This window comes from Massilia suwonensis (genome assembly GCF_042655665.1).
GTDB lineage: Bacteria > Pseudomonadota > Gammaproteobacteria > Burkholderiales > Burkholderiaceae_D > Telluria > Telluria suwonensis.
In genome coordinates this window covers 493,476-517,119 of the sequence record NZ_JBHSMR010000001.1, presented here as the reverse complement: position 1 = coordinate 517,119, position 23,644 = coordinate 493,476, and the positions used below count along the sequence as shown (strand labels likewise).

23 protein-coding genes are annotated in these 23,644 nt (G+C 64.6%); 18 read left to right on the top strand and 5 right to left on the bottom strand.

Annotation, left to right across the window (positions count from 1 at the left end; all coding sequences use genetic code 11):
• The 4 genes from ACFPQ5_RS02260 (at position 1) to ACFPQ5_RS02245 (ending at position 7,090) form a co-directional block, all read left to right on the top strand.
• The gene (locus tag ACFPQ5_RS02260; protein WP_379751483.1) at positions 1–1,434 is read left to right on the top strand and encodes an oxygenase MpaB family protein; all 1,434 of its coding nucleotides are present in this window, start codon (positions 1–3) and stop codon (positions 1,432–1,434) included.
• Entirely contained in the window at positions 1,431–4,895 is a 3,465-nt protein-coding gene (locus ACFPQ5_RS02255; RefSeq protein WP_379751481.1) for a response regulator, read from the top strand. Before ACFPQ5_RS02260 ends, ACFPQ5_RS02255 begins: the two co-directional genes overlap by 4 nt.
• Positions 4,892–5,809, top strand: a complete 918-nt coding sequence (locus ACFPQ5_RS02250; protein ID WP_379751479.1) for a diguanylate cyclase — start codon at positions 4,892–4,894, stop codon at positions 5,807–5,809. Before ACFPQ5_RS02255 ends, ACFPQ5_RS02250 begins: the two co-directional genes overlap by 4 nt.
• 108 nt (positions 5,810–5,917) lie before the next feature.
• Positions 5,918–7,090, top strand: coding sequence for a 2OG-Fe(II) oxygenase (locus ACFPQ5_RS02245; protein WP_379751477.1), 1,173 nt, complete (start codon positions 5,918–5,920; stop codon positions 7,088–7,090).
• On the opposite strand, the gene ACFPQ5_RS02240 is transcribed toward ACFPQ5_RS02245, so the two are convergent.
• The 3 genes from ACFPQ5_RS02240 to ACFPQ5_RS02230 all read right to left on the bottom strand — a co-directional run bounded on the left by ACFPQ5_RS02240 (position 7,056) and on the right by ACFPQ5_RS02230 (position 9,331).
• Positions 7,056–7,901 (bottom strand): alpha/beta hydrolase, encoded by an 846-nt coding sequence (locus ACFPQ5_RS02240; protein WP_379751474.1) that lies wholly within the window; start codon positions 7,899–7,901, stop codon positions 7,056–7,058. The genes ACFPQ5_RS02245 and ACFPQ5_RS02240 overlap by 35 nt on opposite strands.
• Positions 7,902–7,969: 68 nt before the next feature.
• On the bottom strand, positions 7,970–8,440 hold the full coding sequence (trmL, locus tag ACFPQ5_RS02235; protein WP_379751472.1) for a tRNA (uridine(34)/cytosine(34)/5-carboxymethylaminomethyluridine(34)-2'-O)-methyltransferase TrmL: 471 nt from the start codon (positions 8,438–8,440) through the stop codon (positions 7,970–7,972).
• 132 nt (positions 8,441–8,572) lie between these two features.
• Positions 8,573–9,331: a double zinc ribbon domain-containing protein gene (locus ACFPQ5_RS02230; protein WP_379751634.1), complete on the bottom strand. Its 759-nt coding sequence runs from the start codon at positions 9,329–9,331 to the stop codon at positions 8,573–8,575.
• Between the two features lie 89 nt (positions 9,332–9,420).
• On the opposite strand from ACFPQ5_RS02230, the gene ACFPQ5_RS02225 reads away from it, so the two are divergent.
• The 6 genes from ACFPQ5_RS02225 (at position 9,421) to ACFPQ5_RS02200 (ending at position 15,358) form a co-directional block, all read left to right on the top strand.
• Positions 9,421–10,311, top strand: a complete 891-nt coding sequence (locus tag ACFPQ5_RS02225) for a methyltransferase domain-containing protein (protein WP_379751470.1) — start codon at positions 9,421–9,423, stop codon at positions 10,309–10,311.
• 448 nt (positions 10,312–10,759) lie between these two features.
• On the top strand, positions 10,760–11,947 hold the full coding sequence (gene coxB / locus ACFPQ5_RS02220) for a cytochrome c oxidase subunit II (RefSeq protein WP_379751468.1): 1,188 nt from the start codon (positions 10,760–10,762) through the stop codon (positions 11,945–11,947).
• A 32-nt stretch (positions 11,948–11,979) separates the two neighbouring features.
• Positions 11,980–13,584 carry a cytochrome c oxidase subunit I gene (ctaD, locus tag ACFPQ5_RS02215; RefSeq protein WP_379751466.1) on the top strand — a complete coding sequence of 535 codons (1,605 nt, stop codon included), beginning with the start codon at positions 11,980–11,982 and terminating at the stop codon, positions 13,582–13,584.
• Between the two features lie 106 nt (positions 13,585–13,690).
• Positions 13,691–14,245, top strand: a complete 555-nt coding sequence (locus ACFPQ5_RS02210; protein ID WP_379751464.1) for a cytochrome c oxidase assembly protein — start codon at positions 13,691–13,693, stop codon at positions 14,243–14,245.
• Positions 14,246–14,446, top strand: a complete 201-nt coding sequence (locus tag ACFPQ5_RS02205; RefSeq protein ID WP_379751462.1) for a DUF2970 domain-containing protein — start codon at positions 14,246–14,248, stop codon at positions 14,444–14,446. It abuts the gene before it with no gap.
• A gap of 54 nt (positions 14,447–14,500) precedes the next feature.
• Positions 14,501–15,358 carry a cytochrome c oxidase subunit 3 gene (locus ACFPQ5_RS02200; RefSeq protein WP_379751460.1) on the top strand — a complete coding sequence of 286 codons (858 nt, stop codon included), beginning with the start codon at positions 14,501–14,503 and terminating at the stop codon, positions 15,356–15,358.
• 66 nt (positions 15,359–15,424) lie between these two features.
• Here ACFPQ5_RS02200 and ACFPQ5_RS02195 read toward each other — a convergent pair whose 3' ends face one another.
• A complete protein-coding gene (locus ACFPQ5_RS02195) occupies positions 15,425–15,625 on the bottom strand; it encodes a twin transmembrane helix small protein (protein WP_136220745.1) in 201 nt (66 codons plus the stop codon).
• Between the two features lie 36 nt (positions 15,626–15,661).
• Here ACFPQ5_RS02195 and ACFPQ5_RS02190 point away from each other — a divergent pair, with 36 nt between their 5' ends.
• The 8 genes from ACFPQ5_RS02190 to ACFPQ5_RS02155 all read left to right on the top strand — a co-directional run bounded on the left by ACFPQ5_RS02190 (position 15,662) and on the right by ACFPQ5_RS02155 (position 22,538).
• Positions 15,662–16,411, top strand: a complete 750-nt coding sequence (locus tag ACFPQ5_RS02190; RefSeq protein ID WP_379751457.1) for an SURF1 family protein — start codon at positions 15,662–15,664, stop codon at positions 16,409–16,411.
• A complete protein-coding gene (locus ACFPQ5_RS02185; RefSeq protein WP_379751455.1) occupies positions 16,389–17,000 on the top strand; it encodes an SCO family protein in 612 nt (203 codons plus the stop codon). The genes ACFPQ5_RS02190 and ACFPQ5_RS02185 overlap by 23 nt, the downstream gene beginning before the upstream one ends.
• Before the next feature lie 6 nt (positions 17,001–17,006).
• Positions 17,007–18,155, top strand: a complete 1,149-nt coding sequence (locus ACFPQ5_RS02180; protein ID WP_379751453.1) for a COX15/CtaA family protein — start codon at positions 17,007–17,009, stop codon at positions 18,153–18,155.
• Positions 18,152–19,042, top strand: coding sequence for a heme o synthase (gene cyoE, locus ACFPQ5_RS02175; protein ID WP_379751451.1), 891 nt, complete (start codon positions 18,152–18,154; stop codon positions 19,040–19,042). Before ACFPQ5_RS02180 ends, cyoE begins: the two co-directional genes overlap by 4 nt.
• A 3-nt stretch (positions 19,043–19,045) precedes the next feature.
• Positions 19,046–19,636, top strand: a complete 591-nt coding sequence (locus ACFPQ5_RS02170; RefSeq protein ID WP_379751449.1) for an SCO family protein — start codon at positions 19,046–19,048, stop codon at positions 19,634–19,636.
• Between the two features lie 32 nt (positions 19,637–19,668).
• Positions 19,669–20,742 carry an AI-2E family transporter gene (locus ACFPQ5_RS02165; protein WP_379751447.1) on the top strand — a complete coding sequence of 358 codons (1,074 nt, stop codon included), beginning with the start codon at positions 19,669–19,671 and terminating at the stop codon, positions 20,740–20,742.
• 75 nt (positions 20,743–20,817) lie between these two features.
• Positions 20,818–21,249, top strand: a complete 432-nt coding sequence (locus ACFPQ5_RS02160; protein WP_379751445.1) for a DUF2231 domain-containing protein — start codon at positions 20,818–20,820, stop codon at positions 21,247–21,249.
• The gene (locus tag ACFPQ5_RS02155; protein WP_379751443.1) at positions 21,246–22,538 is read left to right on the top strand and encodes a PQQ-dependent sugar dehydrogenase; all 1,293 of its coding nucleotides are present in this window, start codon (positions 21,246–21,248) and stop codon (positions 22,536–22,538) included. Before ACFPQ5_RS02160 ends, ACFPQ5_RS02155 begins: the two co-directional genes overlap by 4 nt.
• 313 nt (positions 22,539–22,851) lie before the next feature.
• Here the strand turns inward: ACFPQ5_RS02155 and ACFPQ5_RS02150 are convergent, their stop codons facing one another.
• A complete protein-coding gene (locus ACFPQ5_RS02150; RefSeq protein WP_379751441.1) occupies positions 22,852–23,607 on the bottom strand; it encodes a hypothetical protein in 756 nt (251 codons plus the stop codon).
• Between the last annotated feature and the right edge of the window lie 37 nt (positions 23,608–23,644).

Below are 23,644 nucleotides of genomic sequence, written 5' to 3'. Positions count from 1 at the left end.
ATGTTTGAACCGGTAGCGTCCGCCGATCCGCGCCTGCGCGCCGATCCGCTGGCCGACGACACCATCGCGCGCGTGCTCGGCACGTGGGACGACGGCACGCCGGCAATGTCGCGCTGGGATGCGATCGCGCTCGTGAACCGCGAGCTGGCCGGCTGGCAGACCAACGGCATGCTCGATGGCTGGAAGGCCAGCCTGGGCACGCCGGCGCCGATCGCAGCGGCGCTGGAAGACTACGTGGCGCGTGCGCGCCGGCTGCCGGACTGGGTCGACGCGGGCAAGGTCGGCTGCGCCGAAGCCGTCTTCGTCGACATGAGCATGCTCTCCTGCACGTTGCTGTTCTGCGCCAGCCTGCCCGAGTGCTACGTGCCGGCCGACCTGGCCAGCGTGCTGCACACGGCCGGCCAGCTCGAGCAGCACACCGACTACCGGGTGCGCTCGACGGCGGCGATGATCTTCCCCGTGATGCTGCGCGGCGGCTTGCTGGACCCCGCCGGCGGCGGCGTGGCGCAGGTGCTGAAAGTGCGCCTGATCCACGCGACCATCCGCCACCTGATCGTGCGCGGCAATCCGGGCGAGGCGCTGGAACACGGCGCCGTGATCGCACCGCTGCTGGCCGAAGGCCGCGGCCTGCACCAGACCCTGTTCGCGCGCGGCTGGGACGTCAACGCCAACGGCCTGCCGGTCAACCAGGAAGAACTGGCCTACACGCTGCTGACCTTCCACTACGTCTTCCTGCGCGGCCTGCGCCGTCTCGGCCTGGGCCTGAGCAAGGAAGAAGAGGGCGCCTACCTGCACGCCTGGAACGTGGTCGGCCACCTGCTCGGCATCGAGCAGGAGCTGCTGGTCGAGACGATGGGCGAGGCCGAGGCCCTGTTCGCGCGCCTGCAGCAGGACGGCCGCGCCCTGGCCGCCGCCCGCTATGCGCCGTCCACGCGCAAGGTCGGCGCGACGCTGTATGCGAGGAGCACCGACCCGCGCCCGGCACTGGCCCATGCCCTGATGCGGGCGATGCAGGACGAGATCCCGCTGCGGGCACTGAAAGCCTTCCCGGTGCTGCTGACACGCCGCCTGTGCGGCAAGGACACGGGACGCGACCTCGGCCTGGACGGCCGCGTCTCGCTGTTCTCGCGCGCCGTGTTCGCGCTCGGCATGGGCGTTACGCGCACGGTCGATACGCTCGTGCGGCTGGTCTGCCCCGGGTTCTCGATCTCGCGCCTGGTCACGCGCATCTTCGGCTATCGTCTGACGACGCGCTTCCTGATGGACCAGACCCGGCCCCTGAAACTGCCCGAGGCGCTGCTGCACCAGGTCGACGGCGCCGTGCGCGGCTGGGACCTCGATCCGCAGGCGCCCGGCTGGATGAACGCCATCGAACAGCGCCTGCGGCCTGCCACACCTGCTCCCGAACCCACCGTCATCAAGGAAGCCGCATGAAGACCCTGTCATCCAGCCTGCGCGCTGCCTGCGCCCTGTTCCTGCTCTTCCTGGCCTGCGTGCCGCGGGCATGGGCAGCGGACCCGCTGGTGCTGGATGACCGGATCGGCAGCATCGAGGCCTGGCCGGCCGTGACGATGCTGGTCGATGCGGGCGGCAAGCTCGGCATCGAGGATGTGCTGGCGGCGCCGCAGCGCTTCGCGCCGCCGGTCTCCGGCCATGCGACGCTGGGCGTGCAGGACGATCCCGTATGGCTGCGCATCCCGGTCCAGGTGCCGCACGGCAGCCACGCCGCCTGGATCGCCGAGATCGATTACGCGGTACTCAACAAGGTCGACTTCTATGTCGTGAGCGAGGGCGTCGTGCGCCAGCACGGCCTGGCCGGCAACCTGCAGCCGCCGCAGGCGGGCGGGCGCCGCGTGCGCACGCCGGCCATGCTGCTCGAGCTCCTGCATGGCCCGCGTTACGATATCTACCTGCGCATCGAGAACACCGGCGCGATGGTGCTGCCGCTGCGCTTTTCGCAGCCGGCCGTATTCCACGCCGACTCCGTCAACGAGCAGATGGTGCAGGGCCTGCTGCTCGGCCTGAGCCTGTGCCTGCTGCTCTACAGTATGGCCCAGGCCGTGAACCTGCGCGAGCCGCTGTTCGCCAAGTACGCGCTGATGATCCTCGGCTCGTCGCTGTTCTCGGCCGAATTCTTCGGCATCGGCAGCCAGTACGTGTGGGGCGACAACGCCTGGATGAACATCCACGCCGGCGGCCTGTTCGCGCTGATGTCCTCCTGCGGCGCCTACCTGTTCGTCGAGCAGGCGCTGGCGCGTCCAGGCATGGACCGCACCTTCAGCCGCCTGATGAAAACCGGCGCCGCGCTCACCGCGATCGCCGCGCTGGCCTTCGGCCTCGACCTGATCAGCGTCGGCCAACTGGTCGCCATCGTCAGCACGCTCGGCATCATGCCGATGCTGCTGGGGATTCCGGGTGCTTTAAAACGCGCGCGCCGCGGCGATCCGGTCGGCCTGTATTTCCTGCTCGGCTGGGCCTTGAGCTTCCTCGGCTCGCTGGTGCTGAGCCAGATGATCAACGGCGCCGTCGACGCCGACTTCTGGACCATGCACTCGCTGCAGTTCACGAATGCGATCGACATGATCATCTTCATGCGCGTGCTGGGCCTGCGCACCAGCGCGATCCGCCATGCGATGCTGCGCGCGGAAGCGGCCACGCGTTTGAAATCGGACTTCCTTGCCAACATGAGCCACGAGATCCGCACCCCGATGAACGCGATCATCGGCATGAGCCGCCTGGCCCTGATGGCCGACCCGTCGCCGCGCCTGCGCAACTACCTGGGCAAGATCCTGGGCGCGGGCGAGCACCTGCTCGGCATCGTCAACGACATCCTCGATTTCTCCAAGATCGAGGCCGGCCAGCTCAAGATCGAGCAGGTCGAGTTCGACCTCAACGACCTGCTCGAGCATTTGTCCAACCTCACCGCCGTCAAGCTCGACGCGCGCCGGGTCGAACTCGTGTTCCGGGTTGGACGTGGCGTGCCGGCGCGCCTGGTCGGCGATCCGCTGCGCCTGGGCCAGGTCCTGATCAACCTTACCAGCAACGCCGTCAAGTTCACCGGGCAGGGCGAGATCGTGGTCGCGGTGGAAGTGGCGGCGCGCAGCGACGGCGGCGTCACGCTGCGCTTCTGCGTCACCGACACCGGCATCGGCATGGACGGCGACCAGCTTGCGCGCCTGTTCCAGTCCTTCCGCCAGGGCGACGATTCGATCACGCGCAAGTACGGCGGCACAGGTCTCGGCCTGTCGATCTCGAAGCAGCTGGTCGAGCTGATGGGCGGGACCATCGACGTCACCAGTACCCCGGGCGTGGGCAGCAGCTTCAGCTTCACCGTGCCGCTGGGGCAGGCCACCAGCGCGCCGGGCGTGCTGGCGGCGCCGGGCGCGGCCCTGCAGCAGATGCGCGTGCTGGTGGTGGACGACAGCGAAACGGCGCGCACGGCGCTGGTCGAGATGCTGGAGAGCTTCGGCGTGGCGGCCGATGCCGCCTCCTCGGGCGAACTGGCGCTCACGCGCATGAAGGATGCGCTCGGGCGCGGCGAACCCTACCAGGTGGTGCTGATGGATTACGTGATGCCGGGCTGGGATGGCGTCGAGACGATCCGCCGCCTGCGCGCGCTGGAAGGCGTCGAGGGTGTCGCGCATGCGGCGCCGTCGATCCTGATGGTCAGCGCCAGCGCGCGCGAGACCGTGCAGCTGCAGGCGGGCGCGCTGCAGTTGCAGGGCTTCCTGAACAAGCCGGTCGGGCCGGCGCTGCTGTACCACAGCCTGCTGCGGGCGCTGCGTCCGGAGCTCGAAGTGCCTGCGGCGTCGGAACGGATGGAGCTTGAAGCGCGCGGCCTGGCGCGCCTGCGCGGCGCGCGCATCCTGCTGGTCGAGGACAACGCCAACAACCGCGAAGTCGCGCTCGACTTCCTGGCCGCGGCGCCCGTCCACGTCGACGTCGCCGTGCATGGCGGCGAAGCGGTCGAGATGGTGCAGCAGAACGACTACGACCTGGTGCTGATGGACATCCAGATGCGCGAAGTCGACGGCCTGACGGCCACGCGCCGCATCCGCGCCATCGAACGCCTGCGCGCGCTGCCGATCGTCGCCATGACGGCGCATGCGATGGCGGGCGACCGCGAACGCAGCCTGGCCGCCGGCATGAACGACCACCTTGCGAAACCGGTCGATCCGGACCAGCTGTTCCGGACCCTGCTGGCCTGGATCGACCCGGCGCGCCTGGAAGGCCGTGCGGCCCCAAGCGCGCCGGCCGAACCGCTGTCGAGCGGCGACACCGTCCTGCTGCCGCCGGTGGCCGGGATCGACTGGGACGCGGCATTGTCCGGCGTCGGCCACCAGCATGCGCGCCTGATCAAGCGGGTGCGCAGCTTCGTGCAGGAATACCGCCCGGCGCCGCGCCAGCTGGCCGACGCGCTGGCGGCCGGCGACGAGGCGCCGCTGCAGGTGCTGGCGCATAACCTGAAGGCCAGCGCGGCCTATGTCGGCGCCTACGAACTGGAGAGCCTGGCGCGGCGCATCGAGGACGCGTTGCGCGGAGGCGAATCCGAGCGCGCGGCCGGCATGGTGCCGGCCCTGATCGCGGCGCTCGATGCGATACTGGCCGGGATGGCGCCGCTGGCCGGTCCGCGCGACCTGCCGGCGCAGCAGGCCGCGCATCAAAGCAATACGCTGCCGGCGCTGCTTTCTCGTCTCGCGGCCCAGCTGGCATCCGACGACGCCCGCGCGCGTGATACGCTGGCCAGTTTGCAGGAGCTGCTCCCGGCGCAGGAATACGCCGCTCAGCTGGCCGCGATCGCGCATGGCGTCGGCGAACTCGAATACGAGGCCGCGCTGGCGCCGCTGGACGAGCTGGCCAGGCTGCTGGGACTGAATCTGGAGGAGACCACATGACGCCCGCCGAACCGCAAAAAGTCCTGATCGCCGACGACGACCCGATCAACCGCGACGTCCTGTGCGAGCTGCTGCAGCCGGAATACACGGTGCTGCTGGCGAAGAACGGCGCGCAGGCGGTGGAACGCGCGACCCGCCACGTGCCCGACCTGATCCTGCTCGACGTGATGATGCCGGACATGAGCGGCTTCGACGTGCTGCGCCGCCTGCGCGCCACGCCCCAGACCGAGCACGTGTCGATCATCTTCATCTCCGGCCTGGACCGCCCGGAAGACGAGGCGGCCGGCCTCAAGATGGGCGCCTCCGACTACATCGCCAAGCCCTTCAACGCGACCGTGGTGCTGGCGCGCGTGGCGCTGCACCTGCAGCTGGTGCGCCAGCGCCGCCTGCTGGAACACCTGGCCCACGTCGACGGCCTCACCGAACTGGCCAACCGGCGCCGCTTCGACGACGTCTACGACCTCGAATGGCAGCGCGCGCGGCGCAGCGGCCAGCCGCTCTCGCTGGCCCTGCTCGACATCGATTCCTTCAAGCAGTTCAACGATTTATACGGCCACCCGGCCGGCGATCGCGCGCTGCGCGCAGTGGCGCGCGTGGCCGGCACCCACATGCGCCGCCCGGCCGACCTGGCGGCGCGCTACGGCGGCGAAGAGATGGTCCTCCTGATGCCGGAAACCGACGGCGAACAGGCGCAGCAGATCGCGCAGGCGCTGCGCGAAGCCGTGGCCCAGCTGATGATCGCGCACGCGGGTTCCGCGGCCGCATCCTGCATCACGGTCAGCATCGGCGGCGCCAGCCTCGACCCAGGCCGCATGGAAAGCTCGGCGGCCTTGTTCGAGGCGGCCGACGTGCAGCTGTACCGGGCGAAGCAGGGCGGGCGCAACCGGGTCATGTGGAGAAGTGACGAAGGCTGAGCACCGTGCGCCCGGGCGCGATGGAAAAAAATGTGGCGCTCCCATCTAGGCGAAAACATGACTGTTCGCTAGACTTGTCAATACGACAGCGCTTGAAGGGGGCAGACGATGTGGTTACCCGGCGACCCGATCCCGGATTTCACGGCACGTTCCGCGACCAATCCGAAGTATGCGTTTTATACGGCGGCAGGCCGTTATGTCGTCCTCAGCTTCCTCGGCAGCGCGGCGCATGAGAGCACGCGCCAGGTCCTCGACTTCGTCCAGCGGCACCGCGCCCGCTTCGACGACCGGCACCTGTGTTTCTACGGGGTATCCATCGATCCGGAAGACGAGCGCCAGGAGCGCCTGCGCGCCATGATTCCGGGCATACGCCATTTCTGGGATTTCGACCGCAAGCTCAGTACCCGGTTCGGGGCCATTGCCGCCGACCCCTCGTCGGCCACGGCCTACCGGCCCTTCACGCTGCTCCTCGATCCGATGCTGCGGGTGATGGCCTGCATACCGATGCTGCCTGCCGCGGCCCACAATGAAGCGCTCGACGAGCTCATCGGCCGGCTCCCGCCCGTCGAAGAGCATGCGGGCACCCCATTGAACGCCCCGGTGCTGATCCTGCCCCGGGTATTCGAAGACGCGCTCTGCGACGAGCTGATTGCCTTGTACGAGCGTTACGGCGGTGTCGAATCCGGCTTCATGCGCGAGGTCAACGGGAAGACCGTGGAAGTCCGGGAGCACAGCTTCAAGCGGCGCCAGGATGTCGAATTCGATGCGCGTCCCGAACTGGCCTCGCTCAGGCAAGCGATCCAGGCGCGTATCGGGCGCCGCATGCTGCCGGAAATGCGACGCGCGTTCCAGTTCGAGGCCACGCGGATGGAGCGCTACATCGTTGCCCGCTACGACGGCGACAGCGGCGGCTTCTTTCGCCCGCATAAGGACAATACGACGCTCGGCACCGCGCATCGCCGCTTTGCCTGCACCATCAACCTGAATGCGCACGCATACGAGGGCGGCGACCTGCGTTTCCCGGAGTTCGGGCCACGCACCTACCGCGCGCCGACCGGCGGCGCAGTCGTGTTTTCGTGTTCGCTCCTGCACGAGGCGACGCCGGTGACGCGGGGCGAACGCTACGCCTTCCTGCCGTTCTTCTACGACGAGCCGGCCGCGCGCCAGCGCGAATGCAATGCCCATTCCCTGACCGGGCAGGTGTTCGATCGCGCCAAGGGCGAGCATGAATTCGCCGTGCTCGGTGTTACTGGCTCCGCGGACGTTCCGGCGGATTCCTGAAGAGGGTGCGCAAGGCCCGCAAGGCGGCTGGATGGTAGATCGTGCGGTGCGTCTCTTCGGGAAACGCGGCCAGCTCGAAGCGCAGTCCCGGCGCGGAAGCGCGATCGACGACTTGCTTGAGCCTGCCGGCCAGTGCCGGCATGCCCGGTTCGCCGCTGGCGCCGACGAACAGCATCTTGCCGGCGCGGCTAGCCGTGCGCAGTTGTGCAATGCCTTTCGCCAGCAAGCCTTCGCGGTTCCACCACAGGCTGGGATCGACGGCAATATAGGTGTCGAACATCTCGGGGGCGACAAAAAGGGTTTCTACCACGAACAGCCCAGCCAGCGATTCGCCGATGATGGCCGTTTCCCCCGTCGTCCGGTAGCGCGTCCGGACTGCCGGCATCAGTTCATTTGCGATGAAGCGGCGAAATGCATCCGATCCGCCGATCACCGGCGCGATCTTGCGATCCTCCGGATCCGTGCTGGGACCGGTCAGGTCGCGGCGGCGCTGCGTGTTTTCGATACCGACGAGCATGAACGGGCGCATCGTGCCGCTGGCGATCGCGATCTGCAGCAAGCCGGCAATATGCAGGAAATCCTCTTCCAGGCCGCCGTCCGGCATATAGAGGACGGGCAGCGGCGTGCCGTCCCTGGACGCCGGCGCGTTGTAGACATTGATGCGCCGGTTTTCGCCGAGCACGGTCGACGCCAGCGTGAAGCTCTCGCCGATGACGAGCGGAGTCGTAGCCGTCTGCGCGGCGGTGGGTGCGCAGGCGGCGAGGGCTGCCAGCGCCGCGGCGGCCTGCAGGATGGAACGTCGGTTGGTCAAGGCGCTTTCTCCAGGGGAAAGTATTCGTCTGGAGAGTGTAACGGTATTGCCGCGCTGAAGGGCGGTCCTCAGGCGCCGCCCGCGTAGCCATTCTGGCGCCAGGCTTCGTACACCACGACCGCCACCGTATTCGACAGGTTCAGGCTGCGGTTGTCCGGCATCATCGGCAGGCGGATGCGCTGGCTGGTCGGAAAACTGTTGCGCAGGGCAGGGTCGAGGCCGCGCGATTCGGCGCCGAAGACGAAGACGTCGCCCGGCTTGAAGGCGGCGTCGGCGAAGGGGGCGGAGCCGTGGGTGGTCAGCGCGAACATGCGGCTGGGGTCGGGCTGGGCGTTCGCCAGGAAGGCCTCCCAGTCCTTGTGCACCTTCATGGTCGCGTAGTCGTGGTAATCGAGGCCGGCGCGGCGCATCTTGGCGTCGTCCAGCGGGAAGCCGAGCGGCTCGATCAGGTGCAGCTGCACGCCGGTGTTGGCGCACAGGCGGATGACGTTGCCCGTGTTGGGCGGGATTTCGGGTTCGACCAGTACGACGTGAAACATTTACTCTCCTTAAAGGACCTCGAGAAGCCGTAGCGAGCGGAAGGAGTGTTGGTCGAGACGCGCAGCTGTACGGAAGTACAGCGAGCATCGCAGACCAACAATCCGACGCGCAGTAGGCTTATCGAGGTCCGGTCAATGTGGTGGCGTGCGCGCGAATACCAGGTTCGACACGCGCGCCGCGCCGGCCGCCTTTAAAGTGGCAGCCAGTTCGTTCAAGGTATGGCCGCTCGTCATGACGTCGTCGACGACGCCGATGTGGCGGCCTTCTATTCGTTCTGCCATCTCCGGGGCGAGCTCGAAGGCGCCCCGGATGTTGGCGGCCCGTTCGCGCGGCGCTACGCCCGACTGCGCGGCCGTCTCGACGGCACGCGTCACGAGCCGCGGCTGCACGGCGACGCCGATCGCGCGGCCCAGCGGCCGGGCGATCTCGAGCGCCTGGTTGAAGCCGCGTTCCCGCAGGCGGCGCGCACCCAGCGGAACCGGACAGAGCAGCTCGGGCAGGGGCCAGCCCGGCGCGGCCAGCACGGCATCGACCAGGCGGCCGGCGAACCAGGGCGCCAGCGGCAGCCGGGCGCCGAATTTCAGGCCCAGCACGAGACCGTCGAGCGGCGCCGCGTAATCGGCGGCAACGACCGTCGCATCATAGGCCGGCGCGTCGGCCAGGCAGGTGCCGCAGGCTTGCCCGGGCGGCTCGCCAGGGCCAAGCGGGTTGGCGCAGCAGGGGCAGCGCGGTCCACCGGGCAGGGCGTAGCGCGCAGTGCAGGGGACGCAGACGGCATCGTCCGCCCTCTCGCCGCACAGGGCGCACGAACTGGGCAACAAGATCCGCGCCAGGGCCCGCGGCCAGCGCAGTAATGGTGGTAGCAACTGCGGTTCGATGCGCTCACCCATCGGCTCGACTCCCGGCAAACCTGTACACTCCCGCCATTATCTCATTTGAATGCATCAGAAATATGGCTTCTCCCTCGTCCCCATCGAAAATGAGCGCGCCGATTGACCAGTCGCGTGTGCGCGCGCTGTTCGCGGAACCGCAGCGCGTGGCTGCTGCCGACTTCCTGCGCCGCGAAGTCGCCGGCCGCATGCATGAGCGGCTGAGCCTGGTAAAGATTGTGCCCCAGCGCGTACTGGACGCCGGCTGCGGCACCGGGCCCGACCTTGCCACCCTGCAAAAGACTTATCCGGCGGCCCAGATCCTCGGGATGGATGCCTCGAACGCGATGCTGAACGAAGCGAAAGCGCCGGCACCCGCCATGCGTTCGCTGAACCAGATGCTCAGCCGCCTGATGCCGGCCAGGGCCGGCGTCGATCTTCTTTGCGGCGACTTCGGGACCCTGCCATTCGGGCCGAACTCGCTCGATCTGGTGTGGTCGAACCTGGCGCTGCACTGGCATCCCCAGCCCGACCGGGTGTTCGCCGAATGGCGCCGTGTGCTGCGCGTGGATGGGCTGCTGATGTTCTCGAACTTCGGTCCCGACACCTTCAAGGAGCTGCGCGCCGCCTTTGCCGAGTTGGACGAATCGCCGCATACGCTGCCCTTCGTCGACATGCACGATTTCGGCGACCAGTTGGTGGAAGCGGGCTTTTCGACGCCGGTCATGGATGCCGAGCGCATTACCGTCACCTATGGCACGGTCGAGGCGCTGCTGGCGGACGTGCGCGCCATCGGCGGCAATCCGCTGGCCACGCGCCGGCGCGGGCTGATCGGCCGCGCGGCCTGGCAGCGCATGGTCGATGCGCTGGAAGCCCAGCGCGGCGCGGACGGCAAGATCGGGCTGAGCTTCGAAGTGATTTATGGGCATGCGTTCCGGCCGGTGCCGAAGACGACGGCGGCGGGGGAGGCGATCGTGCAGTTCAGGCCGCGCAAGCCGTGAACCGGCAATGCGGCTTCGGGCTTCGGTGACCGTGTACCGCGTGGGCACAGAGTGCCCACCCTACAAAAGCATTTGTCAAGACCTATGCGGCAACGCTCGATGCCATGACGCATGAAATAACACAGCCGTGGCAGGAATTTTCCTTGAATAAAAATTAGCGATTTGAGTATAATCAATAACTATTTTTTCGCCTGGCGCCCCGTAAGCATTGAAAAACGATGCGCTCCGGTGGAAGAATTAGAAAATGAAAAAGCAGCATCAGCAAGTTTGGCGCCCGTCAGTACGTTGTTGCAGTTGCTGGTGGACGAGCATGGTTTCAACCCGTTGCGCGTCCACAGGCCGTGCCGCCGGGAACCAGCTTGCACTTGGTTTCGGAGCGGCGGCGGTTCGTTCATGGAATTGCTGACCGTTTAAAAATATTCTTATTTTGGGTGGTTGGGGACAATTCATGACATATGCAAAGCGACTTCACGCCTTGATGCTCGGTCTTGCGGTATCGACCAGTATCCCGGCACTGGCGGCTCCGGAAATCACGGGGCGGCCGGTGGAACACCAGTTGAACATGCAAACTCCGGTGACTGGGATCGGCGCGGACATCTACAGCTTGCACAACTGGATGATGCTGGTCTGCCTCATCATCTTCATCGGCGTCTTCGGCGTCATGTTCTATTCGGTGTTCAAGCACCGCAAATCCCTGGGCCACAAGCCCGCCACCTTCCACGAATCGACCGCCGTCGAAATCGCCTGGACCGTCGTGCCCTTCCTGATCGTCATCGGCATGGCCCTGCCGGCCACCCGCACCGTCGTGGCCCTGAAGGACACCTCGAACGCCGACATCACCATCAAAGCCACCGGCATGCAGTGGAAGTGGGGCTACGACTACCTGAAGGGCGAAGGCGAGGGCATCAGCTTCCTGTCGAACCTGTCCACCCCGCGCACCCAGGTCGGCGAGCCGGGCGTCGCGCCGACCGAAGCGCGCGGCGAAAACTACCTGCTCGAAGTCGACAACGAAATGGTCGTCCCGGTCGGCAAGAAGATCCGCATGGTCCTCACCGCCAACGACGTGATCCACGCCTGGACCATCCCGGCCTTCGCGATCAAGCAGGATGCGATTCCCGGCTTCGTGCGCGACGGCTGGTTCAAGGCCGAGAAAATCGGCGTCTACCGCGGCAACTGCGTCGAACTGTGCGGCAAGGACCACGCCTTCATGCCGATCGTCGTGCGCGTGGTCTCGGCCGAGGACTACACCGCCTGGGTTGCCGGCGAAAAGAAAAAGATGGCTGCGCTGGCCGACGATCCGACCAAAGTCTGGACCATCGACGAACTGAAAACCAAAGGCGAAGCCGTGTATGCCGCCAACTGCGTGGCCTGCCACCAGGCCAACGGCAAGGGCGTCCCGAACGCTTTCGCACCGCTCGACGGTTCGCCGGTCGTGAACGGCGCCAAGGGCCACCAGATCGAGGTGCTGCTCAACGGCCAGGATACGCCTGCCTATGCTTCGGCCATGCCGGCCTGGAAGCAGCTGTCGGATTCGGACATCGCCGCAGTCATTACCTATACCCGCAACACCTGGTCGAACAAGGCTGCGGAAAACATCGTTCAACCGGCCGAAGTGCTGGCTGCCCGTAGCAAGTAACGTAGCAAGTACAGAGTTTTCAGGACACTGACATGACTTCCAGCACCCTCGATCACGCGCACGACGACCACCACGGCCACGACCACGCGCACCACGACATGCCGACCGGCGCCCGCCGCTGGCTCTTCGCCACCAACCACAAGGACATCGGTACCCTATACCTGTGGTTCTCGTTCATCATGCTGCTCTCGGGCGGCGTGCTGGCGCTGATGATCCGCACCGAGCTGTTCCAGCCCGGCCTGCAGTTCTTCCGTCCCGAGTTCTTCAACCAGCTGACCACCATGCACGGCCTGGTGATGGTGTTCGGCGCGATCATGCCGGCCTTCGTCGGCTTCGCCAACTGGATGATCCCGCTGCAGGTGGGCGCATCCGACATGGCCTTCGCGCGCATGAACAACTTCTCGTTCTGGCTGCTGCCGCCGGCGGCCCTGCTGCTGGCAGGCTCCTTCTTCTCGCCGGGCGGCGCCACCGCCGCCGGCTGGACCCTGTATGCGCCGCTGTCGACGCAAATGGGCCCGGGCATGGACATGGCGATTTTCGCCATGCACATCATGGGCGCTTCGTCGATCATGGGCTCGATCAACATCATCGTCACCATCCTGAACATGCGCGCTCCCGGCATGACCCTGATGAAGATGCCGATGTTCTGCTGGACCTGGCTGATCACCGCCTTCCTGCTGATCGCCGTGATGCCGGTGCTCGCTGGCGCGATCACCATGACCCTGACCGACCGCCACTTCGGCACCTCCTTCTTCAACGCAGCCGGCGGCGGCGACCCGGTCATGTACCAGCACATCTTCTGGTTCTTCGGCCACCCAGAGGTCTACATCATGATTCTGCCGGCCTTCGGCATCGTCTCGCAGATCCTGCCGGCCTTTGCCCGCAAGCCGCTGTTCGGCTACGCCTCGATGGTCTACGCGACCGCCTCGATCGCCGTGCTGTCGTTCATCGTCTGGGCCCACCACATGTTCACCACCGGGATGCCGGTGACTTCGCAGCTGTTCTTCATGTACGCGACCATGCTGATCGCGGTGCCGACCGGCGTGAAGGTGTTCAACTGGGTCGCCACGATGTGGAAGGGCTCGATGACTTTCGAGACCCCGATGCTGTTCGCGGTCGGCTTCATCTTCGTGTTCACGATGGGCGGCTTTACTGGCCTGATCCTGGCCGTGACCCCGATCGACATCCAGGTCCACGATACGTATTACGTGGTGGCCCACTTCCACTACGTGCTGGTGGCAGGTTCGCTGTTCGCGCTGTTCGCCGGCTTCTATTACTGGGCGCCGAAGTGGACCGGCCACATGTATCCGGAAGGCCGCGGCAAGATGCACTTCTGGCTGTCGCTGATCACCTTTAACATCACTTTCTTCCCAATGCACTTCCTGGGCCTGGCCGGCATGCCGCGCCGCTATGCGGACTATGCTGTCCAGTTCACCGACTTCAACATGATCGTCTCGGTCGGCGCCTTCGGTTTCGGCCTGTCGCAGGTGTACTTCCTGTTCGCGGTCGTCCTGCCGACGATCAAGGGCGGCCCGAAAGCGGATGCAAAACCATGGGAAGGCGCGGAAGGCCTGGAGTGGACCGTGCCGAGCCCGGCGCCGTTCCACACCTTCGAGAACCCGCCGCTGGTGAAGTAATGAACGCCCGTAAAAAGCCGAACAACGGCAAGACGGCTTTGATCCTGTGCGTGATCGCCGCGTTCTTCTTCGCGGCGGTGATCGCCAAGCGTCTCTGGTTCATGTAATGAGCTATACCCAGAAAGAGCGCCTGCGCCTGAACCGCTCCACCTTCGGCAAGCTGGTGGTGGTGGCGGTGGCGATGTTCGGCTTCGGCTACGCGCTGGTGCCAGTCTACCGCCAGATGTGCGAGGTGCTCGGCATTAACGTGATCACCCAGCAGGACGGCACGGTCGAGCGTCCGGAAAACACGCAGGTCGACACCAGCCGCACGATTACCGTGGAACTGGACGGCAATGCGCAGGGACCGTGGCGCTTCCGGCCGACGACGCGTTCGATCCAGGTGCATCCGGGAGAACTGGCGACCGTCGTCTACGAAGTGGTGAACACCCAGGCGCGCGCCGTGAAGGCGCAGGCGATCCCGAGCTACGCGCCGCAGTCGGCGACGCCGCATTTCAAGAAGGTCGAGTGCTTCTGCTTCCGCGAGCAGCTCATGAAGCCGAACGAGGCGCGCCAGATGCCGGTGGTATTCTTCATCGACCCGAAGCTGCCGAAGGAAGTGAAGAACATTACGCTGTCGTACACCTTCTTCGAGGTGTCCGGCGCGGTGGCGGCGAACTAGATGGAACCGGAGCGCAAGGCCTCGTTTTTAGCCTCGATGAAGGCCGTGTTCTGGTCCTTCTTCGGCGTACGCAAGCGCAAGGACTACGAGCATGACGCGGCGAACCTGAATCCGTTCCACGTGATTCTGGCGGCGCTGCTGGGTGTGGCAATCTTCATCGGCGTGCTGTTATTCGTGGTGAAATTGGCGGTCTCGCAGTAGAAGTTTTTAAGCATTTCAATTCAACGCATTAGAACAACGTTCCAGGAGATGAAGATGAGTGTGTCAAAGACCGCGCCGCATTATTTCGTGCCGGGCCCCTCGATGTGGCCGATGGCCGGCGGGATTTCGATGCTGGTGACCATGCTCGGCGCGTCCGGCTGGGTCAACAGCGCCTCCTGGGGACCGGCCGTCTGCCTGGCCGGCATCGTCGCGATGCTGACCGTGCTGTACTTCTGGTTCGGCGACGCCATCAAGGAGTCCGAAACGGGCCAGTACAGCCAGCGCATCGATTCCTCCTTCCGCTGGTCGATGAGCTGGTTCATCTTCTCGGAAGTGATGTTCTTCGCCGCCTTCTTCGGCGCGCTGTTCTACGCCCGTGCGATCTCCATGCCCTGGCTGGCCGATCTCGACCACAAGGTGCTGTGGCCCGACTTCGCCGCCCACTGGGGCAATACCGGTCCGGCCGGCGTGGTCGAAGCCTTCAATACGATGGGCCCGTTCCCGATCCCGACCATCAACACCGCCTTGCTGCTGCTGTCGGGCGTGACGCTGACCATCGCCCACCACGCGCTGCGTGAAGGCCATCGCCGCAATACGGCCGTGTTCCTGTTCATCACCATCCTGCTGGGCGCGATCTTCATGGGCTTCCAGGCCTACGAATACATGCACGCCTATCAGGAGCTGAACCTGAAGCTGACCTCGGGCATCTATGGCTCGACCTTCTTCATGCTGACCGGCTTCCACGGCTTCCACGTGACGATGGGCGCGATCATGCTGTCGGTGGTGCTGTACCGCGTGCTGCGCGGCCACTTCACGGCCGATCACCACTTCGGTTTCGAAGGCGCCGCCTGGTACTGGCACTTCGTCGACGTCGTGTGGCTGGGCCTCTACGTCGTGGTCTATTGGCTGTAAGCGGCGGCAGGAAGGAATAGCGGGGGACAGCCGGGTGGCTGTCCCCTTGTCGTATCTGAAGAATGCTCAGCGGATGCCGGTCGGATGAATCCAGCCCATCTTGTAGGAAGCGAGCACGATCAGGAACAGCGTGATCGACAGGCCGACGCGCATCGCCAGCGCCTGCACCGTGCGGTTGCTGCGGCCCTTGTCCTTCATCAGGAAGAACAGCGCCGAGCCGAGGCTGGCGATGATCAGGATGAAGGCGATGGCGATGAAGATTTTCATTATTCTTGCTCGCGGGTTGAGTAGAGGTTCATTGTAATGCGTTTGGCATTCAGGTTTAGGGTCATTCCGTTCGTCGTTACCGTTGCGCTGGTGGTGCTCGGGGTCATGCTGGGGAACTGGCAGACGAGGCGGGCGGAGGAGAAGCTGGGGATTGCGGCGAAGTTGCTTGAACGTGGCAAGGCGGAGCCGGTGGTCTTTGGTCGAGATGGTGGTGTGGATGGGCACGTACGCGTGGACGGAGTCCACCCTACGAGTATCGAATATCGAAGGGTGCGGGTGACGGGGGAGTGGGTCAGCGGGTGGCCGCTGTTTCTGGATAACCGGCCGCTGAATGGGCGGGCCGGATTCATCCTGGCGATGCCGTTTAAAATAGCGGATTCGGACAGACATGTGCTCGTGCTGCGCGGGTGGTTGCCGCGCGATGCGAGTGATTACGCGCACTTGCCGGACTATCAAACGCCGAACCGTACGGTGACGATCGAGGGCGTGGCAACGCTCAGCGCGGGGCACGTCATGCAGCTCGGCGGCGCGGGGGAACTGAAGCCCGGCATGCGGGTGCAGAACCTCGACGTGGACAGTGTGGCCAAGGCGAGCGGCCTGGCGCTGGCGCCCTTCTTTGTGCAGCAGAGCGGGCAGGGCGAAGGCCTGGTGCGCGACTGGCCGGCGCCCAGCACGGGCGTCGACAAGCACCGCGGCTACGCCTTCCAGTGGTATGCGCTGGCGGCCATGGCTGCCTTATTTTTCGTGATTACAGGGTTTCGAAGTGGAAGAAAACAAGCTGTCTGAAGGCGCGGCCAAGGCACAACGCAAGGGCCGCCTGAAACTGGGTCTCCTGCTGCTGGTCTGCGCGGCGCCGATCATCGCCTCGTATCTCACCTTTTACGTCATCAAGCCGAGCGGCCGTACCAATTACGGCGCCATCATCGACCAGCGCGCGCACCCGATGCCGAAACTGTCCAGCACGACGCTCGACGGCCGCCCGGAGACGCTGGAAAACTATGCCGGCAAGTGGATCATGGTGAAAGTCGGCGGCGGACGCTGCGACGAGGCCTGCGCCAAACAACTGTTCTCGATGCGCCAGCTGCGCACCATGCAGGGCAAGAACATGGACCGCGTCGAGCGCGCCTGGCTGATCACCGACCAGGAGCCGGTCGACACCATCCTGATCCGCAGCTATGACGACATGCACATGCTGCGCGTCTCGCCCGAACAGCTGGCGAAATGGCTGCCGACCGAGCAGGGGACGAAGCTGGAAGACCACATCTTCCTGATCGACCCGCGCAGCAACCTCATGATGCGTTTCCCGAAAGACCCGGACCCGCGCAAGGTGCACAAGGACTTGTCCAAATTATTAAAAGCCTCGGCGATCGGTTAAGCGGACATGCATCCTTCGACTTTGCTCCAGCTGGCCCTGATGGGCATTTTCGTGGCCAGCATTCCCTTGACTATGGTCTGGCTGTCGAACGACGCCAACAAATACCGCAAACTGGTCTGGGTGATGGTGTTTTTGACCTTCGACCTGATCGTGTTCGGCGGTTTTACCCGTCTGACCGATTCGGGCCTGGGCTGCCCCGACTGGCCGGGCTGCTACGGCGCCGCCAATCCTTTCATCGCGCACGAGCAGATCGCCGCGGCCGAGGCCCTGATGCCGACCGGTCCGGTGACCAAGGTAAAAGCCTGGATCGAGATGATCCACCGCTACCTGGCGATGGGCATCGGCGTCTTGATCATGGCGCTGATGTTCCAGGCCATTCGCCAGTGGCGCAAAACCCATCAGCAGGCTTTCGCCCCGTCGCTGCCGGTGGCGCTGTTCCTGTTCGTCTGCGTGCAGGGCGCCTTCGGGGCCTGGACCGTGACCCTGAAACTGCAGCCGGTGATCGTCACCATTCACCTGTTGTTGGGCATGCTGCTGCTGGCGATGCTGGTCTGGCTGGGCGAGCGCGAGAATCACCTGATGAAACCATTGGCACCGAGCCGCGACCTGGCTGCGGTGAAGTCGCTGCGCACGCTGGCCCTGCTGGCTGCCGCCGTGCTGCTCGTCCAGATCGCACTGGGCGGGTGGGTGAGCACTAACTACGCAACGCTCGCCTGTGACGAATTCCCGCTCTGCGACGGAAAATTCGTCCCGGAGATGGATTTCGAACACGGCTTCACCCTGTGGCGCGAACTCGGCAAGACGGCCGCCGGCCACTACCTGCAGTTCTCGGCCCTGGTCGCGATCCACTGGGTGCACCGCAATTTCGCGATCGTCGTGACGCTCGTGCTGGGACTGGCGGCCTGGCGTGCGGCGCGCCAGCCGGCGCTGCGCAAGACGGCGAAACTGATCGGCCTGGTGCTGCTGGCCCAGCTCTTCACGGGCATCGCCACCGTGTTCTTCGACTTCCCGCTCGCGATTGCCGTGTTGCATAACGCCGGGGCTGCTCTCCTCGTCCTGCTGGTGACCATGTTAAACTACAAGGTCAAGCACCTGCTCGACGTATCGCAGCGCGCCCCCGCGAATGCCGACGTTCCTGCGAACTCGTATCGATGACCACCCAGACCGCCCTCCAATCCACCAGCCGCTTCTCCCAATACTGGACGCTGACCAAGCCCCGGGTGACCCAGCTCGCCGTCTTCTGCGCCATCATCGGCATGTTCCTGGCGACCGACGGCTTCCCCGGCTGGCGCGTGCTGGTCGCCGGCACGGTCGGGATCTGGCTGCTGGCGGGCGCCGCCTTTGCCGTCAACTGCCTGATCGAGGCCGAGATCGACGCCCGCATGGCGCGTACCGCACGGCGCGCCACCGCGCGCGGCGAGCTGACGCGCAACCAGACCCTGGTCTTTTCCGCCATCATCGGCGGCCTCGGGATGTGGGTGCTGTATGCCTTCGTGAACGCGCTGACGATGTGGCTGACCTTCGTCACCTTCGTCGGCTATGCCGTCATCTACACGATCTACCTGAAACCGGCGACGCCGCAGAACATCGTCATCGGCGGCCTGTCGGGCGCGATGCCGCCGGCGCTGGGCTGGGCGGCGGTCGCCAACGAAGTGCCGATGCAGGCCTGGCTGCTGGTACTGATCATTTTCGTCTGGACCCCGCCGCACTTCTGGGCGCTGGCCATGTACCGCCGCGAGGACTACGCGCGCTCGGGCCTGCCGATGCTGCCGGTGACCCATGGCATGGCCTATACCGGCCAGCAGGTCTGGCTGTATTCGCTGGCGCTGTTCGCCACCGCCTTGCTGCCCTGGATCGTGCGCATGAGCGGCCTGATCTACCTGGTTGCCGCCATTATCCTGAACGCGATCTTCCTGCGCCACGCCTGGCGCGTGTACAAGCACTACAGCGACCAGGTGGCGCGCAAGGCCTTTGCTTATTCGATCGTCTACCTGTCGCTGCTGTTTGCGGCGCTGCTGGTCGACCATTATTTCAGGTTTTAATCCATGAAACGACGACTGATCACTGCCGGTCTCCTGGCGCTGGCACTGCTGGGCGCCGGCTGCGACAAGCTGAGCACGAAAACGCCCGCCTTCCAGAACACGGACCTGACCGGCCTCGACTACGCGAAAGGCTTTTCGCTGACCGACCACAACGGCAAGGCGCGCACCCTGGCCGACTTCAAGGGCAAGCTGGTGGTGCTGTTCTTCGGCTACACCCAGTGCCCGGACGTCTGCCCGACCACGATGGCCGAAATGGCCGCCGTGATGAAGGAACTCGGCCCCTCGAGCAACGAGGTGCAGGTGCTGTTCGTCACGCTCGATCCGGAGCGCGATACCCAGGAACTGCTGGCCTCCTACGTGCCGGCCTTCGACAAGCGTTTCCTCGGCCTGCGCGGCACGCCGGAACAGACGGCGGCAACGGCCAAGGAATTCAAGGTCTTTGTCTCGAAGGTGCCGGGCAAGGAACCGGGCAGCTATACGGTCGACCACACGGCGGGCAGCTACGTGTTCGACAAGGAAGGGCGCGTACGTTTGTTCCTGCGCCATGGACAAGGCCCGGCCCCGATCGTGCACGACCTGCGTCAGCTGTTATGATTGTCTTGTAAAGACAATCTCTTACGGCTGGCATGGAACCACGCTCAGGCAGAAACTACACCCGCATCGCCACGGTCGTCCTGCTCACGCTGGGCTGCCTTTACGTCTTAAAACCCTTCCTGCCCGCGATCCTGTTCGCGGCCGCCGTCGTCATCTCGTCCTGGCCCCTGTACCTGCGCCTGCTGCGCGCGATGCGGGGCCGCCGCTCGCTCGCGGCGCTGACGATGACGCTCTCGCTGACCCTGCTCGTCATCATCCCGCTCGCGATCGTCGCCTACAACCTGGCCGACGACGTCGCCACCACCTTCGGCCAGCTGCGCTACGCCATCGAGCACGGCGCCCTGGTGCCCCCCGGCTGGGTGCGCGACCTGCCTTTCATCGGCGACACCCTCGACGTCTATTTGCGCCAACTGGTCGCCAGCCGCGACCAGATGCTGGCCCTGGCCCAGCGCATGGTCGAGCCGGCCCGCCACTACCTGATGGCCGGCGGCCTGATGCTGGGCACGGGCGTGGTGCAGATGAGCCTGGCCGCTTTCGTGAGCTTCTTCCTCTACCGCGATGGCCACGCGCTGATCGCGGTCACAAGCAGCATGATGGCCAAGGTGATGGGCGAGGGCGCCGAATCCGTGTCCGACACGATCAGCCAGACGACGCGCGGCGTCATGTACGGCCTGCTCGGTACGGCCCTGGCCCAGGCGCTGGTGGCCGCGATCGGCTTCTCGATGGCCGGCGTGCCGGCCGTGCCGCTGCTGTCGGTGCTGGTGTTCGTCACCTCGCTGGTGCCCTTCGGTCCGCCGCTGATCTGGGGCAGCGCCACGATCTGGCTGTTCTCGCAGGGCGAGACGGGCTGGGGCATCTTCATGCTGATCTGGGGCACGGTCCTGATCAGCGGCGTCGACAACGTCGTGCGTCCGATGCTGATCAGCCGCGGGACCAGTTTGCCTTTCCTGCTGACGCTATTGGGCGTGCTGGGCGGGGTGATTGCCTTCGGCTTCGTCGGCATGTTCATCGGGCCGGTGCTGCTGGCAGTGGGCTATTCCTTGATGAGCGAATGGACGGGAACGCGCGATCCAATCGTGAAGCAGAAGGGGGAACAGGAGGCCTGAGTGGGGTTAATTATGCGACAGCATTTTCGACTAAGCGATATGCTTTGCATAACAATAACATCACGAGGACCTTTCATGTCTACCGTCACCACGGCCACCCCGGTCTATCGCAGCCCGCCAGGGCTGCTTCACACGCTCCTGCTTGCCGGAGCGGTACCCCTGTTCCTCGGCGCATTGCTGAGCGATATCGCCTACCACAACACTTACCAGATCCAGTGGAGCAATTTCGCTTCCTGGCTGCTTGCAGGTGCCGAGCTGTTCGCCGGGCTGGCCCTGCTGGGCGCGCTGGTCGGACTGGTGCGTGCGCCGCGCAAGGGCGGGCAGCCGCTGACCTATTTCCTGTTGCTGCTCGTGACCTGGGTGCTGGGCCTGGTCAACGCTTTCCAGCACGCCAAGGATGCCTGGGCCGTCATGCCGGCTGGCCTGGTGCTGTCGATCATCGTCACCATCCTGATCCTGGTCACCGCCTGGATCGGCCTGCAACCACGTGCGGGAGGTGTGCAATGAAACGCGCGAACGTATTGATCGTCATGGGTGTGGCGCTGCTGCTGGGCGCCTGCAGCAACGAAGGCAGCAAGACCCTGTCGCTCGGCGCGGATCCGAAGCTCCCGGAACCGCACCGCGGCCTGCTGCCCGACATGAAGATCGCCGAGCCGGAGGCCTGGGGCAACCGCAAGCCGACCGTGCCCCAGGGCTACACCATCACGGCGATCGCGACCGACCTGGCGATTCCACGCCAGACCCTCGTGCTGCCGAACGGCGACATCATCGTGGCGGAAGGCCGTGGCGGCAGCGCGGCCAAGCTGAAACCGAAGGATGTGATCGCCGGCTACATCAAGGCCAAGGGCAACACCAAGGTCAAGAGCGGCAACCGCCTGACCCTGCTGCGCGACGCCGACAAGGACGGCAACTACGAACTCAAGACGGTGTTCGCGGACAAGCTGAACGCCCCGTACGGACTGGCCTTCGCCAACGGCAAGCTGTACGTCGCCAACCAGGATGCCCTGGTCAGCTTCGACTACACCGAAGGCCAGACCAAGGCCGGCGGCCCGCCGAAGACGATCACGCAACTGCCGTCCGAGATCAACCACCACTGGACCAAGTCGCTGACCCTCAGCCCCGACGGGCGCTTCGCCTATGTCGGCATCGGCTCGAACAGCAACATCACCGAGCGCGGCATGGAAGCGGAAGTGGACCGCGCGATGATCTGGCAGATCGACGTCACCACCGGCGCCCACCGGCCCTACGCGACCGGCGTGCGCAACCCGACCGCACTGGCGATGCATCCGGAAACCGGACAGCTGTGGGCGGTCGCCAACGAGCGCGACGAGATCGGCCCCGACCTGGTGCCGGACTACCTGAGCTCGATCCGCGACGGCGGCTTCTACGGCTGGCCGTACAGCTACTGGGGCCAGAACGTCGACAACCGCGTCCAGCCAGGGAACCCGGAAAAGGTCGCCGCCGCCATCAAGCCCGACTACAGCCTCGGCGCGCACGTCGCCGCGCTGGGCGTGAGCTTCTCGGCGCCGGTCATGGGCGGCGCCTTTGCCAACGGCGCTTTCGTTGGGGAGCATGGCAGCTGGAACACGAACAACCCGGTGGGCTACAAGGTGGTCTTCGTGCCGTTCAATGGCGGACGTCCTGCAGGTCCGGCGGTCGACTTCGTGACCGGATTCCGTGATAGCGACGGCAAGACGCGCGGGCGCCCAGTCGGCGTGACCGTCGATCCGCGCGGGGCGCTGATTGTGGCGGATGACCTGGCGAATACGGTGTGGCGGGTGACGCCGAGTCGGTAATAGCGCTTGCTGATGACCACGGCTGGGGTCACACGGCTGGGGTCAGGTCTGACAATCAGACACGACCTCAGCCGGAGATTTGATCATTTGGCCGTCATGCAGGGGTTAAGGAATAGGCCGTGTCCGAATGTCAGACCTGACCCCAGAGCCCTGACCCCAGAGCCACGAATGTCAGACCTGACCCAGAGCCACATGACCTCAAATGGAAATCTGTTGATTTGGGCCGTCATGCAGGGCTATGGAGGAGTCCCTTCCAGATGTCAGACCTGTCCTGGCCTTGCCCGCGAACCGAGATGCAGGCATATTCCTTGGCTTAGACAGGAGGCGACGCATGTTTCGTTGCCGTTTTGCGAACGTTACTTAGATACGTTGAATACCCTTCAGCATCTCCAGCAGGCATATCGATCACATATGTGGGGCGCGACGCAATCCCGTTTGCAGATGCGCCAACTACTCTGCCTTTCCAGTGAGATTTTTCCGGATCATTAGCCGTAGAAAAATGTTTCATCAGTACCCTATCGTGGATGTTAACGCACTCGAAGAGATTCACTGTGCAGCCGCGAGAGGTTAAACTTTTGAAGATCACATCGGCGACGGATTTCTTATATCCATCTTTCTTCATGAAATAAAAATCAATGCGCTGCGGGCATGGACCTATCATATCCAACACGTAAGTACAATAGTCGCTCTGTGCCACGTTTCCGTTCGAAAAAATATAGGGATCTACGATGACGGCGGTCTTTTCAACGAAAAAACCATTTAAGTTCTTTATGAATTCCTTGTAACCCACGGTGCTGGCCTTGGAATCATTTAATGCCGTGAGCATCTGTGGAAAGCGTTCTAAAACACTTTCCGATCTCATTGCGCATTCGAATCTTGTATATCTTAGCGTATCGATCATCGCCTCTAAATGATTAAGGCGATGATGAATCGATTTGATCCCTTGTGGCACCTCACGTCGTTCGTAACGGCCGCGCGAAAGGTCAGATATTAGTCCATCGAAAATAGATTGGATGCGCCAAATCGATTCCGGAATATTCGAATCGCCCGATTCCACTTCGATTTCCAATCGCTTTATTCTATAAATTAGTTCTTCTAAGCCTCTG

Excerpts from the sequence above, each read along its gene's own strand:
- ACFPQ5_RS02260 (WP_379751483.1), top strand. The coding sequence starts at position 1 with ATGTTTGAACCGGTAGCGTCCGCCGATCCGCGCCTGCGCGCCGATCCG.
- ACFPQ5_RS02255 (WP_379751481.1), top strand. The coding sequence starts at position 1,431 with ATGAAGACCCTGTCATCCAGCCTGCGCGCTGCCTGCGCCCTGTTCCTG.
- ACFPQ5_RS02250 (WP_379751479.1), top strand. The coding sequence starts at position 4,892 with ATGACGCCCGCCGAACCGCAAAAAGTCCTGATCGCCGACGACGACCCG.
- ACFPQ5_RS02245 (WP_379751477.1), top strand. The coding sequence starts at position 5,918 with ATGTGGTTACCCGGCGACCCGATCCCGGATTTCACGGCACGTTCCGCG.
- trmL (WP_379751472.1), bottom strand. The coding sequence starts at position 8,440 with ATGTTTCACGTCGTACTGGTCGAACCCGAAATCCCGCCCAACACGGGC.
- ACFPQ5_RS02230 (WP_379751634.1), bottom strand. The coding sequence starts at position 9,331 with ATGGGTGAGCGCATCGAACCGCAGTTGCTACCACCATTACTGCGCTGG.
- ACFPQ5_RS02225 (WP_379751470.1), top strand. The coding sequence starts at position 9,421 with ATGAGCGCGCCGATTGACCAGTCGCGTGTGCGCGCGCTGTTCGCGGAA.
- coxB (WP_379751468.1), top strand. The coding sequence starts at position 10,760 with ATGACATATGCAAAGCGACTTCACGCCTTGATGCTCGGTCTTGCGGTA.
- ctaD (WP_379751466.1), top strand. The coding sequence starts at position 11,980 with ATGACTTCCAGCACCCTCGATCACGCGCACGACGACCACCACGGCCAC.
- ACFPQ5_RS02210 (WP_379751464.1), top strand. The coding sequence starts at position 13,691 with ATGAGCTATACCCAGAAAGAGCGCCTGCGCCTGAACCGCTCCACCTTC.
- ACFPQ5_RS02205 (WP_379751462.1), top strand. The coding sequence starts at position 14,246 with ATGGAACCGGAGCGCAAGGCCTCGTTTTTAGCCTCGATGAAGGCCGTG.
- ACFPQ5_RS02200 (WP_379751460.1), top strand. The coding sequence starts at position 14,501 with ATGAGTGTGTCAAAGACCGCGCCGCATTATTTCGTGCCGGGCCCCTCG.
- ACFPQ5_RS02195 (WP_136220745.1), bottom strand. The coding sequence starts at position 15,625 with ATGAAAATCTTCATCGCCATCGCCTTCATCCTGATCATCGCCAGCCTC.
- ACFPQ5_RS02190 (WP_379751457.1), top strand. The coding sequence starts at position 15,662 with ATGCGTTTGGCATTCAGGTTTAGGGTCATTCCGTTCGTCGTTACCGTT.
- ACFPQ5_RS02180 (WP_379751453.1), top strand. The coding sequence starts at position 17,007 with ATGCATCCTTCGACTTTGCTCCAGCTGGCCCTGATGGGCATTTTCGTG.
- cyoE (WP_379751451.1), top strand. The coding sequence starts at position 18,152 with ATGACCACCCAGACCGCCCTCCAATCCACCAGCCGCTTCTCCCAATAC.
- ACFPQ5_RS02170 (WP_379751449.1), top strand. The coding sequence starts at position 19,046 with ATGAAACGACGACTGATCACTGCCGGTCTCCTGGCGCTGGCACTGCTG.
- ACFPQ5_RS02165 (WP_379751447.1), top strand. The coding sequence starts at position 19,669 with ATGGAACCACGCTCAGGCAGAAACTACACCCGCATCGCCACGGTCGTC.
- ACFPQ5_RS02160 (WP_379751445.1), top strand. The coding sequence starts at position 20,818 with ATGTCTACCGTCACCACGGCCACCCCGGTCTATCGCAGCCCGCCAGGG.
- ACFPQ5_RS02155 (WP_379751443.1), top strand. The coding sequence starts at position 21,246 with ATGAAACGCGCGAACGTATTGATCGTCATGGGTGTGGCGCTGCTGCTG.